This window comes from Actinomadura kijaniata (assembly GCF_014138665.1).
In the GTDB taxonomy this organism is placed as follows: domain Bacteria; phylum Actinomycetota; class Actinomycetes; order Streptosporangiales; family Streptosporangiaceae; genus Spirillospora; species Spirillospora kijaniata.
Genome location: NZ_JACJIA010000002.1, coordinates 638,604 through 653,546, shown reverse-complemented (window position 1 = coordinate 653,546; position 14,943 = coordinate 638,604). Strand labels below are relative to the sequence as shown.

The window sequence follows — 14,943 nt, the reverse complement described above, 5'->3', positions numbered from 1 at the left end:
GGGCGTGGACGGCCTCCCGGTGGAACGTCAGCGGAAGTCCGCGGCGTGGTCGGCCGCCCACTGGCGGAAGGTCCGGGCCGGAACGCCCGTGACCTCCTCCACCGCGGAGGTGACCCTGCCGGGCCGTTCCGCCAGCGCGGCGAAACCGTCCAGCATCACGTCGGCGAACTCGGGCGGGAACCCCGCCGCGACCTTGCGGGTGTGCGCCTCGGCGCGGGAGATCTCCCGCCACCGCACCGGGCGCCCGATCGCCTCCCCGATGATCCGCGCCTGCTCGACCTGCGTCAGCAGGTCGGGGCCGGTCAGCTCGTAGGCCGCGCCGGCATGGCCGTCCCCGGTGAGCGCGCGGGCCGCCACGGCCGCGATGTCCCGCTCGTGGATCAGCGACGCGGCGACCCGGCCGTGGATGTCGCTGACGGTGCCGTGGGCGCGGATCTCCTCCGCCCACGCCAGCGTGTTGGTCGCGAACCCCCAGGGGCGCAGGAACGTCCACTCCAGCCCGGACGCCGCGATCGGCGCCTCCAGGCCGGCGTGCAGCCGCCCGATCACGTTGTCGTCGGTCCCCACCCCGTCCAGGACCGCCGCCGACGACAGCAGCACGACACGCCGCGCGTGCGCGGCGACCGCCTCGACGACGGCGGGCGCGGCGTCGGCGGTCGGCATCGGCCAGACCAGGAACACCGCCTCCACCCCCGGCAGCGCGGCCTCGATCGTCGCCAGGTCCCCGGCCACGACGTCGGCCCCGGCGGGCAGGCCCGCCGCCGCGGGGTCGCGGGTCAGGGCGCGGACCGGGACCCCGTCCCTCAGCAGCAGGTCCACGAGGGGCCGTCCGACGTTGCCGGAGGCTCCGGTCACCAGGATCATGCGTCGTCCTCTCCCCGGGCTCCCGCGAGGGAGCCCGCTCGGTACCGGTGTGCAGGTGAGGGACGCTAGGACGCCGCCGGTCCGGCCGAATCCGTCACCTGACCGGTCGGGCCCCGGCCTTCTTCCACCGCTGTGGACAACGCGGATGCCGCGACGAGGCCCTACCCTCGTTACTCGTGCACGTGGCCCATCTCTCGCTCCAGGACTTCCGCTCGTACGCCACCGCCGAGGTGCCGCTCGACGCGGGCGTCACCTCGTTCGTGGGCCCCAACGGTCAGGGCAAGACCAACCTCGTCGAGGCGATCGGGTACGTCGCCACGCACGGCAGCCACCGGGCCGCCACCGACGCGCCGCTGGTCCGGCAGGGGGCGCCGCGGGCCATCGTGCGCGCCGGGGTGGTCCGCGACGACCGCAAGGCCCTGATCGAGCTGGAGATCAACCCGGGTAAGGCCAACCGCGCCCGGCTCAACCGCTCCCCCGTCCCCCGGCCCCGGGAGATCCTGGGGGTGCTGCGGACCGTGCTGTTCGCGCCCGAGGACCTGTCGCTGGTCAAGGGCGACCCGGGGGAGCGCCGCCGGTTCCTGGACGAGCTGCTGACCGCCCGCGCCCCGCGCTTCGCCGGGGTCCGCTCCGACTACGAGCGCGTCCTCAAGCAGCGCAACGCCCTGCTCAAGTCCGCCGCCGCCCACCGCCGCTCCCCCGGCCCCGAGGTGCTGGCCACCCTCGACGTGTGGGACACCCACCTGGCCCGCGCCGGGTCCGAGCTGCTCGCCGCCCGGCTGGAGCTGGTGGAGGGGCTGCGCCCGCTGGTCGCCGCCTCCTACGCCGAGCTCGCCCCCCACAGCGGCGCCGCCGACCTGCTCTACAAGAGCTCCCTCGGCGCCGCCGAGCTGTCCACCGACCGCGCGCGGCTCGCCGAACAGCTGCTGGGCGGCGTCGCCGAGGCCCGCAAGCAGGAACTGGAACGCGGCGTCAGCCTCGTCGGCCCGCACCGCGACGAACTCGTCCTGCGGCTGGGGGACCTGCCCGCGCGGGGCTACGCCAGCCACGGCGAGTCCTGGTCGTTCGCGCTGGCGCTGCGGCTGGCGGCGTTCGAGCTGCTGCGCGCCGACGGCGACGACCCCGTCCTGATCCTGGACGACGTGTTCGCCGAGCTCGACGCCGGACGCCGCGCGCGGCTCGCCGGGATGGTCGCGCCCGCCGAGCAGGTGCTGGTCACCGCCGCCGTCCCGGAGGACGTTCCCAAGGAGCTGACCGGCGCGACCTACGCCGTCTCCGGCGGCCAGGTGGTCCCCGAGCGGGACATGCTCGGCTGACCGGAAGGGGGAGAAGATGACCGACGATCCACAGGGTGTGCACAACCCGCCGGACGAGCCCGCTTCCCCGGCGGACTCCGGCCCGGCCCCCGGCTCGCCGCCCGCCAAGACGGGCATCGAGCTCGCGCGCGAGGCCCTCGCCCAGGCCAAGGCCGACGCCCTCAAACGCGGGACCCTCCCCGGCCAGGGCCGCAAACGCGCCCGGAACCCCCTGCCCGCCCGCCCCCTCGAACCCGGGCGCGGCGGCGACCCCCGGCCGTTCGGCGCGGCCATCCGCGACCTGCTGGCCACCCGCGGCTGGGAGCAGCGCGCCGCCGTCGGCGGCGTCTTCGGCAACTGGCCCGGCATCGTCGGCCCCGAACTCGCCGAGCACACCAGGCCCGAGAAGTTCGAGAACGGCGAGCTCACCGTCGTCGCCGACTCCAACACCTGGGCCACCCAGCTTCGCCTGCTCGCCGCCACCCTGGTCCGCCGCCTCAACGAGGAGCTCGGCCAGGGCACCGTCAAACGCGTCAAGGTCGTCGGCCCCTCCTCCGGCCCCCGCCGCACCGGGGCCTGGCGGGTCCGCTGACCCCGCCCGCCGTGTCCGCCGGGCCGACCGGGCCAGTCGCGTCCGGGCCCCGCGAACGCGCTGATCACACCCCGTCCCCGGGAGGCATCGTTTTGTCGGTGCCGGGTGAGAACATCAATGTGGAGTGAGCGGCAGCGGTTTCCGCTACGAGCGCTTCACAGACCAGACAAGCCCCGGGGGTGAATGGGGGGATGCACCTCCGCGCCCGTTCGACCGCCACACGGCCACACAGCGTCCGTCAGTGCCACTTTCCGACCCGTCACCGGGTAGAATGAAACCGGGTTCAGGATGCTGCGCCGCCATGGGTCGCCCCGGGGTTCTGGCCGACACGGCCAGAGCGTGAGGGCGCCCTTACGTGTGTTACGGGGCACACCGCGTTCACCGTGAGTTCATAAGCAGGGTGTGGGGCGGCGGCGACGCGTCCCCGGCAGGAGGATCTCCTTTGGCGTACGACGCTAGTTCGATCACCGTCCTTGAGGGCCTGGAAGCGGTTCGCAAGCGGCCCGGCATGTACATCGGGTCGACCGGGGAACGCGGCCTGCACCACCTGGTCTACGAGATCGTCGACAACTCCGTCGACGAGGCCCTGGCCGGCTATGCCGACGCCATCGAGGTCACCCTGCTGGCCGACGGCGGCGTGCGGGTCCTCGACAACGGCCGCGGCATCCCCGTCGGCGAGCACCCGGTGGAGAAGAAACCGGCCGTCGAGCTGGTGCTGACCACCCTGCACGCCGGCGGCAAGTTCGACGGCAAGTCCTACGCGGTCTCCGGCGGCCTGCACGGCGTCGGCTCCGCCGTGGTCAACGCGCTGTCCACCCGGCTGGAAGCCGAGATCCGCACCGACGGCCACTACTGGCGCCAGTCCTACACCTGGCAGGGCGCCGAGGGCCCCCTGGAGAAGGGCGAGCCCACCGACGAGACCGGCACCCAGATCACCTTCTGGCCCGACGCCGAGATCTTCGAGACCCTCGACTGGAACTTCGAGACCCTCTCCCGCCGCATGCAGGAGATGGCGTTCCTCAACCGCGGCCTGTCCATCACGCTGCGCGACGAGCGCCCCGACCACCTCAACGGCGACGACGGCGGCGAGCCCCGCGTGGTGGCCTACCACTACGAGGGCGGCATCGAGGACTTCGTCCGCTACCTCAACGCCAAGAAGGACGCCGTCCACGAGTCGGTCATCTACTTCGGCGACGACACCGAGGGCATGTCGGTCGAGATCGCCATGCAGTGGAACTCCTCCTACACCGAGTCGGTCCACACCTTCGCCAACACCATCAACACGGCGGAGGGCGGCACCCACGAGGAGGGCTTCCGCGCGGCGCTGACCACCATCGTCAACCGGTACGCCCGCGACAAGGGCCTGCTGCGCGACAAGGACGACAACCTCACCGGCGAGGACGTCCGCGAGGGCCTCACCGCGATCATCTCGATCAAGCTGGCCGACCCGCAGTTCGAGGGCCAGACCAAGACCAAGCTCGGCAACTCCGAGGCCAAGGCGTTCGTGCAGCGCGCCTGCAACGAGCACCTGCGCGACTGGTTCGAGGAGAACCCCGGCGAGGCCAAGGAGATCATCAGCAAGGCCACCCAGGCCGCGCGCGCCCGCGTCGCCGCCCGCCAGGCCCGCGACCTGACCCGCCGCAAGAGCCTGCTGGAGTCCACCTCCCTGCCGGGCAAGCTGGCCGACTGCCAGTCCACCGACCCCAGCCGGTCCGAGCTCTACATCGTCGAGGGCGACTCGGCCGGCGGCTCCGCCAAGGGCGGCCGCAACCCGCACTTCCAGGCCATCCTGCCCATCCGCGGCAAGATCCTGAACGTCGAGAAGGCGCGCATCGACAAGATCCTCAAGAACAACGAGGTCCAGGCGATCATGACCGCCCTGGGCACCGGCGTGCACGACGAGTTCGACATCGAGAAGCTGCGCTACCACAAGATCATCCTGATGTCGGACGCCGACGTCGACGGCCACCACATCAACACGCTGCTGCTCACCCTGCTGTTCCGCTTCATGAAGCCGCTCATCGAGGCCGGGCACGTCTACCTCTCGCAGCCGCCGCTCTACAAGATCAAGTGGGACGGGCGCGGCACCGACGTCGACTACGCCTACTCCGACCGCGAGCGGGACCAGATCATCGAGGCCGGGATCGCCGCGGGCAAGCGCGACCCCCGCCCCCGCGACCAGGTGCAGCGCTTCAAGGGTCTGGGCGAGATGAACGCCAACGAGCTGTGGGACACCACCATGGACCCCGCCAAGCGCGTCCTCCTGCAGGTCCAGCTCGACGACGCCGCCCAGGCCGACGAGCTGTTCAGCGTCCTGATGGGCGAGGAGGTCGAGCCTCGCCGCGAGTTCATCCAGCGCAACGCCAAGGACGTCCGCTTCCTGGACATCTGACGCGCTGACCGCGGCCCGAGCTTGCTTCCACAACGAAGAAGAGGTCTTACACAGTGACGGACGTGACCACAGCGGACGGACCCGGCGAGCGGATCGAACCGGTCGACATCCAGGTCGAGATGCAGAAGAGCTATCTCGACTACGCGATGTCGGTCATCGTCGCCCGTGCCCTGCCCGAGGTGCGCGACGGCCTGAAGCCCGTGCACCGCCGCGTGCTGTACGCCATGTACGACGGCGGGTACCGCCCCGACCGCGGCTACTTCAAGTGCGCGCGCGTCGTCGGCGACGTCATGGGTAACTACCACCCCCACGGCGACTCGGCGATCTACGACGCGCTGGTCCGGCTCGCCCAGCCCTGGTCGATGCGCTACCCGCTGGTCGACGGCAACGGCAACTTCGGCTCCCGCGGCAACGACCCCGCCGCCGCCATGCGCTACACCGAGTGCCGCATGGCGCCGCTGGCCATGGAGCTGCTGCGCGACATCGACAAGGAGACCGTCGACTTCTCGCCGAACTACGACGGCCGCTCCCAGGAGCCGGACGTCATGCCGTCCCGCTACCCCAACCTCCTGGTCAACGGTTCGGCGGGCATCGCGGTCGGCATGGCCACCAACATCCCGCCGCACAACCTGCGCGAGGTCGCCGACGGCGTCCGCTGGTTCCTCGACAACTACGGCGCCACCGACGAGGAGCTCCTCGAAGCCCTCATCGAGCGGGTCAAGGGCCCCGACTTCCCGACCGCCGGCCTCATCGTCGGCCGCAAGGGGATCGAGGAGGCCTACCGCACCGGCCGCGGCTCGATCACCATGCGCGCCGTCGTCGAGGTCGAGGAGATCCAGAACCGCACCTGCCTGGTCGTCACCGAGCTGCCCTACCAGGTCAACCCGGACAACCTGGCGCTCAAGATCGCCGAGCTGGTCAAGGACGGCAAGCTCGACGGCATCGCCGACGTCCGCGACGAGACCTCCGGCCGCACCGGCCAGCGCCTCGTCATCGTCCTCAAGCGCGACGCCGTCGCCAAGGTCGTCCTCAACAACCTCTACAAGCACACCCAGCTCCAGGAGACCTTCGGCGCGAACATGCTCGCGCTGGTCGACGGCGTCCCCCGCACCCTCCGGCTGGACCAGTTCATCCGGCACTGGGTCGACCACCAGATCGACGTCATCGTCCGCCGCACCCGCTTCCTGCTGCGCAAGGCCGAGGAGCGCGCCCACATCCTGCGCGCCCTCCTGAAGGCCCTGGACCGCATCGACGAGGTCATCGCCCTCATCCGGCGCTCCCCGTCCGCGCAGGAGGCCCAGCAGGGCCTGATGAGCCTGCTGGAGATCGACGAGGTCCAGGCCCAGGCCATCCTCGACATGCAGCTCCGCAAGCTCGCCGCCCTGGAACGCCGGTCCATCACCGACGAGTACGACAAGCTGATGGCCGAGATCACCGACTACAACGACATCCTCGCCTCCCCCGAGCGGCAGCGACGGATCGTCGGCGACGAGCTCGCCCCCATCGTCGAGAAGTACGGCGACGAGCGCCGCACCCAGATCATCCCCTTCGACGGCGACGTCTCCTACGAGGACCTCATCGCCGAAGAGGACATCGTCGTCACCATCACCCGCGGCGGCTACGCCAAGCGCACCCGCACCGACGCCTACCGCGCCCAGCGGCGCGGCGGCAAGGGCGTCCGCGGCGCCCAGCTCAAGCAGGACGACATCGTCGACCAGTTCTTCGTCACCACGACGCACCACTGGATCCTGTTCTTCACCAACAAGGGCCGCGTCTACCGCGCCAAGGCCTACGAGCTGCCCGACGCCGGCCGCGACTCCCGTGGCCAGCACGTCGCCAACCTCCTCGCGTTCCAGCCCGACGAGCGCATCGCCCAGGTCATGGACCTCCGCGACTACGATGTCGCGCCCTACCTGGTCATCGCCACCAAGAAGGGCAAGGTCAAGAAGACCGCCCTGCGCGACTACGACTCGCCCCGCTCCGGCGGCATCATCGCCATCAACCTGCTGGACGACGACGAGGTCATCGCCGCCCGCCTGGTCTCGCCCGACGACGACCTGCTGATGGTCTCCACCAACGCCCAGTCCATCCGGTTCCACGCCGACGACGACTCCCTGCGTCCCATGGGCCGCGCCACCTCCGGCGTCATCGGCATGCGCTTCGAGGAGGACCAGCACGTCCTCAACATGCTCGTCGTGCAGGACGAGGAGCAGGACGTCCTGGTCGCCACCGAGGGCGGCTACGCCAAGCGCACCCCCGCCGGCCAGTACCCGACCCAGGGACGCGGCGGCAAGGGCGTTCTCACCGCTAAGATCGTGGAATCTCGCGGCAGGTTGGTAGGGGCACTCATGGTGGGCCCGGACGACGAGGTGTTCGCCATGACGTCCAACGGCGGCGTCATCCGCACGCGTGCGGCAGAGGTCAAGCAGTCCGGACGCCAGACCATGGGCGTGCGTCTGATGAACCTCGCGGACGGGGACAGCGTCGTCGCGATCGCGAGGAACGTAGAGTCCATGGAGGACTCGGACGCCGAGACGGACGAAGGGGGCACGGCCAGTGACGTTTCCCCCGCCCAGGAGGACTCGTGACCACTCAGCCCGGTGACGGCAAGGGCAAGCCCAAGAAGACCGTGGCCGCCGCGTCCGCCAAGCCCGCCAGGGACGAGACCAAGGTCGACCTCAAGCCCGTGGACGAGACCACCCCGGACCTGACGGCGATCAAGGACGACTCCCCGGCCGACACCGAGGACAAGGCGATCGCACCGGTGAAGGACCCGGTGAAGGACCCGGTCAAGGGCACCGCCGAAACGCCCAAGCCGAAGACCGAGGCTTCCACGAAGCCCGCCGCGGCGAAGGACACCAAGGTCGACATCAAGGCCGACGCCACGGCCAAGCCGGCCAAGGCCGACACCAAGACCGACACCAGGAAGCCCGACTGGACCAAGCCCGCCGAACCGGCGTCCTCGGTCTCCGGCAGCCGCGTGGACAAGCCGCTCGGCTCCGGTGCCGCGCCCGCCGCGAGCGCCACCCGCTCCTCCGGTGGCTTCGCGGGCACGGTCCTGAAGGACCGCCCGGCGACCGACAAGAAGGACACCAAGGACGACGCGACGAAGAAGCCCGCCACCGGCAAGCCGGCCCGCAGGGCCCAGCTCCAGCTCGCACGCCTGGAGCCCTGGTCGGTCATGAAGTTCAGCTTCGTGATGTCGCTGGTCTGCTTCGTCGTCCTGCTCGTCGCGGTGATCGTCCTGTGGCTCATCCTGTCGGGCCTGGGCGTCTTCTCGGCGATCAGCGACACCGTCAACGAGCTGACCCGCCAGCAGGGCCAGACCGGCGGCGGCCTGGACGCCGGAAGCTGGTTCTCCTTCGCCCGCGTCTTCGGCTACACCGTCCTCGTCGGCGCGCTGAACGTCCTGCTGATCACGGCCCTGTCCACGGTCGGTTCGGTGATCTACAACCTGGCCGCCGACCTGGTCGGAGGCGTCGAGGTCACCCTGAAGGAGGCCGAGTAGCCGACCTGCCATAACGATTACCGGTCCGCTCACGAGATGCGGTAATCTCTCATGCGTCGCCGGGAAACAGCAACGAGGACCGGCGACGCAGCGAGGGCGTATAGCTCAGTCGGTTAGAGCGCATCCCTGATAAGGATGAGGCCCCAGGTTCAAGTCCTGGTACGCCCACACATATCCGGATTCTGGATAGAGGACCCCACTCCATGAGTGGGGTCTTTTGTTTATCCGCCGCCGAACCGGCGGCGGCGTCCACCCCGCACGTTCCGGGGCCGGGCATTGGCGCGTCACGTGTACTGGTGGCACTCGCCGGTGAAGACGGTGGCGAGCTCGGATCTGATGATCGAGGTCGCGAGCGGCTCGTCCGCGGTTTCCGGGGTGCGGTAGACCTGCATGGCCAGGCCCTCGGTCACGGCGGCGAGGCGGACGGCGGCGGGGCGGGGGGCCAGGTCCTCGGCGACCTCGCCGCATTCCTTGCCGTTGTGGATCGCCTGCGCCAGGTCGTCGCGGAGCGCTCGGGCGGTCCGCACGTCCACTTCGGCGAGGGCGGGGACGTCGAGGGTGCGTCCGGCGAAGGCCCGGGTGACGCGGAACTCGGTGCGGCGGACGGCGTCGAGGGGGAGCAGTTCGGTCATCGCCTCGGCGAGGATGCCGGCGATGGGGCGGTGGTGGCGGGCCCCGGCCTGGACGTGGGCGTTCACGCGGTCGCGGATCTGCGTGGTGACCTGCTGGAAGGCGTGCAGCAGCATGTCGTCCTTGGTGCGGAAGTAGTGCTGGACGAGCCCGACGGAGATGCCGGCGGTGGCGGCGGTGCGGGCGACGGTGACGGCGTCGAGGCCGTGGTGGGAGATGAGTTCGCAGACGGCGGTGGCGATCTGGCGCCGGCGTTCGTGGTGATCGGCGGTCCTGGGCACTTGTTGACCATATCGCCATACGGTAAAACCGTATGGCGATATGGTTATCCGTGCGTCCCTCGGAAGGCGAGGCCCCGTGCGTTGGTGGAACGCGGCGATCCTGCTGCTGCTCCTGTCCGTTCTTCTCCCCGCCGCTCCCGCAGTGGCCCGGCCCGACGCGTACGCCGCGCTCGACGCGCACGCCCGCTCCCGGATGAGGAACGCGCGGGTGCCGGGGCTCGCCTATGCCGTGGTCGGTCCCGGTGGTCCTGTGCACCAACGGGCCTGGGGAAAGGACGGGCGCGGCCGTCCGGTGACGGCCGGCACCCCGTTCCTGTGGGGTTCGGTGGCCAAACCGGCGGCGGCGACGGCGGTCATGGCTCTGGTGCGGTCGGGGCGGCTCGGCCTGGACGACCGGGTCGTGGAGCACCTGCCGCGTTTCCGGTTCGGTGGCGCGGCGCACGCCTCCCGTGTCACGGTCCGCCATCTGCTCAACCAGACGGCGGGGATCCCCGAACGGCCCACTCTCAAGCTCGCCGACTGCTTCGGCTGCCCGCGCCCCGCTGAGCGTCTCGGCGGGTTGGACGGTGTGGACCCGCTGGGCCCGCCGGGGAGCAGGTACGCCTATGCCAGCGCCAACTACCTGGTGCTTGCGGCCGTGGTCGAGGCGGTCACCAGGCGTCCCTTCGCGGAGCACCTGCGCCGGGCGGTCCTGGACCCGGCGGGTATGGACGGGGCCATCGCCGATGCCGCGACGGCTTCGAGGAGGGGGCTGCCGCCGGGGCACCAGCTGATGTGGGGGATGCCGTCCGCGGTCGCCGACGGGTTCGACGACCACGGCGCGGCCTACGGCTACCTGGGCGGTGACCTGAACGATCTGGCGGCGTTCGCGGCGTTCCAGCTGCGTTCGGGCGACGGGACGCTCGCGCCCGAGGACGTGCGGCTCATGCGCCGGGAGGGCAGGCCCGGTTCGGGTTACGGGATGGGCTGGCGTGTCGGCGGCTTGAAGCCGCCGCTCGACCGGGCCGTCTGGCACACGGGGGCGACCCCCGGCTATTCGGCGATGGTGTTCCTGATCCCGGAGCGCGGGCTCGCGCTCGTGCTGCACCAGAACCTGCACGGTCTGCTGCATGACGGCGCGGTGATGCAGGTGGGTTTCGACGCCGCCCGGCTGTTGGCGGGCGGCGGCCTGGATGGTGCCCCTTCCGCGACCGGTTACCACGCGGCGGTCTGGGGCGTGACCGTGCTCGCGTTGGGGCTGGTGCTGGCGGCGGGGCGTTCGGTGGTCCGGCTGCGCCGCCCGGAGGTCTCGCGCCGGAGTTCCGTCGCCTGGGTTCTGGTGGGCGTGGTGCCGCTGGCCCTGGCGGTGTGGGCGTCCGGCCAGATAGGGGTGCGGTCGTTGGCGACGTGGCTGCCTGACGCGTTCGCCGCGTTGTGCGTCGCGGTGGCCGCCGGTGTCGTCACCGTCGTGTGCGGGGCGTTCACCCTGGTCAGGTGTGGCAGCCGACGACGGTGACCCGCTCGCCGTCGGGGACGCGGGCCGGCGTCGCGCCCCGACGGCCCGGGGCGGTTCAGGTGGCCTGCAACGCGACCGTGGGGGACAGCCGCGCGGCGCGGACCGCCGGGTAGAGCCCGGCGAGCATCCCGATGGCCAGCGTGGCGGCGAGGCCGCCGGTGAGGGACCAGAGCGGCACTGTCGGTGGCAGCCCCATGAAGGTCGCGTAGCCGAACGTCGCCGCCGCGCCCAGCACCGCGCCCGCGATCCCGCCGAGCCCCGACAGCAGCAGTGACTCGGTCACGAACTGGAGGCGGATCTGTCCGCGCGTGGCGCCCAGCGACCGCTGCAGTCCGACCTGGCGGCGCCGCCCGGCGAGCTGAAGGACCTGGCGGACACGTTCGACGCGATGCTGGACCGCATCTCGGCGCTGGTGGCGTCCCAGCAGCGGTTCGTGGCGAACGCGGCCCACGAGCTGCGCACTCCCCTGGCCGTCCAGCGCGCCGCCCTGGAGATCGGCCTGTCCGACCCGACCCCCGAACGCGTGGCGGAGGTCCGCACCCGCCTGCTGACCGTCGCCGACCGCAGCGAGCGCCTGATCGAGGGCCTGCTGCTGCTGTCGGCCAGCGACCAGGGCCTGGACCGCACCGAACCCGTGGACCTGGCCCAGGTGATCGTCCAGGCGGCGGCGGAGCAGGCCCCCGAACGCGAGTCCCGCTCCCTCCGGCTGGACACCCGCCTGGAGCCGTTCGTCCTCCAGGGCGACCCGGCGCTGCTGAGCCACCTGGTCCGCAACCTCCTGGAGAACGCGACCCGCTACAACGTCCCGGACGGCCGCATAGCGGTCCACCTGGACGAGAGGGGCCTGACGGTCACCAACACGGGCCCGCGGATCCCACCCGACACGGTCCCCCACCTGTTCGAGCCGTTCCGCCGCCTGAACCCCCGCCGCCCCACGAAGGGCGAGGGCACGGGCCTCGGCCTGTCCATCGTGACCTCCATAGCGAAGGCCCACGGAGCCCAGGCCACCGCCACCCCGAACCCCGACGGCGGCCTGACCGTCCGCGTCACGTTCGCCAGGACCGCGGAACGGGTCAACTGTTGATCAGGTGGTTGACGTCGCGGACGAAGCGCCGCCACTCGCCGGGCTTCGCGGCGTTGTAGCGGTGGTTCCGGAGGACCAGCTCCAGCGTCCTCCGGAGAGGGACCGGGGAGCGCATGACGGCCTCGTTGCGCTCGGCGAGGCGGCGCAGTTCATCCGAGTTGGGGAGACGGTCGCTCTTGGTGGAGTTGCAGGCGGCGTGGGCGGGGGCCAGGTTCCAGACGGCGTCCAGGTCCGGGCCCGTCCAGCCGCCGTGCGCGCCGAGACGGTCCATGAGCGCGTACGGGAACACGTGGTCGACGGCGTACTCGTCGTCGGCGTTGATCGGCTGGTGACAGCTCAGGCACCTGCCGTGCTGGAAGCCGATGACCGCGTCCCTGACGCCCGTGACGGGACGGCGGCGGCGCCTGTCGTAGAGGAGCCCGTCGGCGAGGTCGGGCACCAGGCCCTCGGCCAGCAGGGCCGGGCCGATGCCGGTGCTGAACGAGCTCTCCACGATCTCCCAGCGGGACCGCAGCTCGCCGCGCAGGACGTCGATCCGGTCCGACAGCGCCACCCGGCGGAGCGCGGGGGTGAGGCGGACGAGGCGGTCGCGGCCCCGGCCGGTCACCTCGTAGAAGCGGTGCGGCACCTCCGAGCCGTGCAGGTTGTGGAACTTCTGCATGACCATGCCGGGCATGTTGGCGGTCGCGGCCTCCACCAGCCGTTCGGTGGGGCGGCCGATCCGGCGGCTCTCCGCGGCCTCCTCGGCGGCGATGACGAGCAGGTCGGTCCTGGCGGTCGGGGCGTTCGGGGACGCCTGGGGGGCGTGTTCCAGTCGTCGCAGGAGGCCCGTCGCGTAGGTGGTGGCCAGTTCGGTGAGCGGGATCTCGGTGCGGTCCCGGGCCGCCGCCTCCAGCAGGGCGTGGCCGAGGGCGAACTTGTAGGTGCGGACGTTCCGCCCCATGAGGACGGCCAGCCGCCACGACGCGTACGGGGTCGGGTCGGCGCGGTAGAAGTCCTCGCTCACGGCGGCTCCCTGAATCGCTGCATTCCCAACTTATGGTGCCTGTCGGACATCGCTGGCGGGGGTGATCGCGTGCCGTATCTGATGATCGTTCGGTACGGCGGGGGCGCGGAGGACGTGGAGCCGCATGTCGCGGCATCACGTCGACGGGACGTTTTTCGGGTTGGGGCAGGTCGGGCCCGCGGGGTTCGGCGGGGCCGTTCCGTGCTGGAACTCCTGGTCAAGCGGGGGTGGGCTGCGACCCCGTGTGTACGACCTGGGGCTGGGGCGCGGTCCGGAGGGAGTCCTGAGGGGGATGCGGCGCGGGGGCGCCGGGCGGCACCTTCGAAGTCGGAGTGACGGCTGAGAGGGTTTTTCGCGTGTATTACCGGCGGCTTCTGGTGGTGGGGACGGTTCTGGCCTCGGGGGTGGTCGCCGTTCCCGCGCAGGCTGGGGAACGGGTGCGGTGGCGGGACTGCCCCGGCGGGGTCGGGAACGTCCGGTGCGGGGACGTCGAGGTCCCGCGGGACCACCGGAAGCCGGGCGGGGCCAAGATCCGGATCCGGGTCGCGCGGCGTCCGGCGGCCGAACGGAGGGGAACGCTGGTCTTCCTGCCGGGCGGCCCCGGGCAGTCGGGGCCGACGCCGTCGCCCAGATGACCGGGTTCGGCGGGCTGGAGAAGCGGTTCGACCTGGTCGGGATCGACCCGCGCGGGGTGGGGCGCAGCGCTCCCCTGACCTGCCCGGCCGGTGGGGTCCTGCGGGCCGAGCCGGTCCGGTTGCCGGAGAGCGGACGGGACCTGCGGCGGCTGCGGGACCGGAACCGCCGCCTGGCCGCCTCCTGCCGCGGCTGGGACGCCCCGCTGGACTCGGACTCCGCCGCCCGCGACCTCGACCTCGTGCGGAAGGCCCTCGGGGAACGCGTCGTCCACCTGTACGGGCACTCGTACGGGACGCTGCTCGGCCAGGAGTACGCCGCCCGGTTCGGCCGGCACGTGCGGGCCGCCGTGCTGGACGGGGTCATGGACCACAGCGCGTCCCGGCGGCGGTTCGTGGTGACGGCGGCCCGGGCGTTCGAGGACGCGTTCGGGGAGTTCGCCCGGTGGTGCGCGCGGAGCCGGGAGTGCGGGATGGACGCGCGCGGCGCGTACCGGCAGGTGGTCGCCAAGGCGCGGGCCGGGAGGCTGGAGGGGGACTGGACGCCCCACACAGTGGCCGCGACCGCGGACGCGATGCTGTGGACGCCCTCCTGGGGCGCGGTCGCCTCATTCCTGAGGACGCTGAACGCGGGACGGGCGTGGGAGGAGGAACGCGAGAAGCCCCCGGCGACCCTCAACCATGCGGATCCCGTCGTGTGCCAGGACTACGCGATGCGCTACCGGAACGCCGGTGAGCTGCGGGCCGATCTCGCGGCGGCGCGCCGGGCGGCCCCCCTGGTCGGGTACTCGCCCAACGCGATGAGGGCCGTTCTCGCCTGCCAGGGCTGGCCGGGGCCCGTCCGCAACCCGCAGTCGCGGGCCGCCAGCACCGCCCGGAACCCCCTGCTGCTGCTCCAGAGCCGTCACGACAACGCCACCCCGGCCGCCTGGGCGCGGGAGGTGGGGCGCCAGCTCGGCGGCGGGGCCCGGCTGGTGCTGCTGGACGACTGGACGCACGCGGTGAAGGTCTTCAACGGCGGCTGCGAGGCCCGGATCGTGAACGACTACCTCGTCCGGCTGCGGGCGCCGCGGGCGCGGTGCGGCTCCACGCCGCCGGACGCCCGCTGAACGACCCGGGTTGGTCCCCTGAACAGGGGGTTCGTCCGGGGTTGCGGGAAGGTCT

13 protein-coding genes and 1 tRNA gene are annotated in these 14,943 nt (G+C 71.8%); 10 read left to right on the top strand and 4 right to left on the bottom strand.

Features of this window, described 5'->3' with window-relative positions:
• Window positions 1-27 precede the first annotated feature (27 nt).
• Window positions 28-864 carry an NAD(P)H-binding protein gene (locus HNR61_RS10390; RefSeq protein WP_182842892.1) on the bottom strand — a complete coding sequence of 279 codons (837 nt, stop codon included), beginning with the start codon at window positions 862-864 and terminating at the stop codon, window positions 28-30.
• Window positions 865-1,040: 176 nt separating this feature from the next.
• On the opposite strand from HNR61_RS10390, the gene recF reads away from it, so the two are divergent.
• The 6 genes from recF to HNR61_RS10360 all read left to right on the top strand — a co-directional run bounded on the left by recF (window position 1,041) and on the right by HNR61_RS10360 (window position 8,819).
• Window positions 1,041-2,180 carry a DNA replication/repair protein RecF gene (recF, locus tag HNR61_RS10385; RefSeq protein WP_182842891.1) on the top strand — a complete coding sequence of 380 codons (1,140 nt, stop codon included), beginning with the start codon at window positions 1,041-1,043 and terminating at the stop codon, window positions 2,178-2,180.
• A gap of 16 nt (window positions 2,181-2,196) precedes the next feature.
• Window positions 2,197-2,751: a DciA family protein gene (locus HNR61_RS10380; protein WP_182842890.1), complete on the top strand. Its 555-nt coding sequence runs from the start codon at window positions 2,197-2,199 to the stop codon at window positions 2,749-2,751.
• Between the two features lie 442 nt (window positions 2,752-3,193).
• Window positions 3,194-5,143 (top strand): DNA topoisomerase (ATP-hydrolyzing) subunit B, encoded by a 1,950-nt coding sequence (gene gyrB / locus HNR61_RS10375; RefSeq protein WP_182842889.1) that lies wholly within the window; start codon window positions 3,194-3,196, stop codon window positions 5,141-5,143.
• A gap of 53 nt (window positions 5,144-5,196) precedes the next feature.
• Entirely contained in the window at window positions 5,197-7,731 is a 2,535-nt protein-coding gene (gyrA, locus tag HNR61_RS10370) for a DNA gyrase subunit A (RefSeq protein ID WP_182842888.1), read from the top strand.
• The gene (locus HNR61_RS47530) at window positions 7,728-8,651 is read left to right on the top strand and encodes a DUF3566 domain-containing protein (protein ID WP_312897835.1); all 924 of its coding nucleotides are present in this window, start codon (window positions 7,728-7,730) and stop codon (window positions 8,649-8,651) included. Before gyrA ends, HNR61_RS47530 begins: the two co-directional genes overlap by 4 nt.
• Before the next feature lie 94 nt (window positions 8,652-8,745).
• Window positions 8,746-8,819 (top strand) — tRNA-Ile (locus HNR61_RS10360).
• A gap of 116 nt (window positions 8,820-8,935) precedes the next feature.
• On the opposite strand, the gene HNR61_RS10355 is transcribed toward HNR61_RS10360, so the two are convergent.
• The gene (locus tag HNR61_RS10355) at window positions 8,936-9,562 is read right to left on the bottom strand and encodes a TetR/AcrR family transcriptional regulator (RefSeq protein WP_182842887.1); all 627 of its coding nucleotides are present in this window, start codon (window positions 9,560-9,562) and stop codon (window positions 8,936-8,938) included.
• A 76-nt stretch (window positions 9,563-9,638) separates the two neighbouring features.
• On the opposite strand from HNR61_RS10355, the gene HNR61_RS10350 reads away from it, so the two are divergent.
• Window positions 9,639-11,057 carry a serine hydrolase domain-containing protein gene (locus tag HNR61_RS10350; protein WP_312897834.1) on the top strand — a complete coding sequence of 473 codons (1,419 nt, stop codon included), beginning with the start codon at window positions 9,639-9,641 and terminating at the stop codon, window positions 11,055-11,057.
• A gap of 55 nt (window positions 11,058-11,112) precedes the next feature.
• Here HNR61_RS10350 and HNR61_RS47525 read toward each other — a convergent pair whose 3' ends face one another.
• Window positions 11,113-11,508 (bottom strand): ABC transporter permease, encoded by a 396-nt coding sequence (locus tag HNR61_RS47525; protein ID WP_312897833.1) that lies wholly within the window; start codon window positions 11,506-11,508, stop codon window positions 11,113-11,115.
• Between HNR61_RS47525 and HNR61_RS46750 the strand changes: the two genes are divergently transcribed.
• On the top strand, window positions 11,446-12,141 hold the full coding sequence (locus tag HNR61_RS46750) for a sensor histidine kinase (protein ID WP_220509155.1): 696 nt from the start codon (window positions 11,446-11,448) through the stop codon (window positions 12,139-12,141). The genes HNR61_RS47525 and HNR61_RS46750 overlap by 63 nt on opposite strands.
• On the opposite strand, the gene HNR61_RS49110 is transcribed toward HNR61_RS46750, so the two are convergent.
• Window positions 12,131-13,147, bottom strand: a complete 1,017-nt coding sequence (locus HNR61_RS49110; RefSeq protein WP_220509154.1) for an HNH endonuclease — start codon at window positions 13,145-13,147, stop codon at window positions 12,131-12,133. The genes HNR61_RS46750 and HNR61_RS49110 overlap by 11 nt on opposite strands.
• A gap of 380 nt (window positions 13,148-13,527) precedes the next feature.
• Between HNR61_RS49110 and HNR61_RS10335 the strand changes: the two genes are divergently transcribed.
• Window positions 13,528-13,782 carry a hypothetical protein gene (locus tag HNR61_RS10335; protein WP_182842885.1) on the top strand — a complete coding sequence of 85 codons (255 nt, stop codon included), beginning with the start codon at window positions 13,528-13,530 and terminating at the stop codon, window positions 13,780-13,782.
• Window positions 13,779-14,888, top strand: a complete 1,110-nt coding sequence (locus tag HNR61_RS10330; RefSeq protein ID WP_182842884.1) for an alpha/beta fold hydrolase — start codon at window positions 13,779-13,781, stop codon at window positions 14,886-14,888. Before HNR61_RS10335 ends, HNR61_RS10330 begins: the two co-directional genes overlap by 4 nt.
• Window positions 14,889-14,943 lie beyond the last annotated feature (55 nt).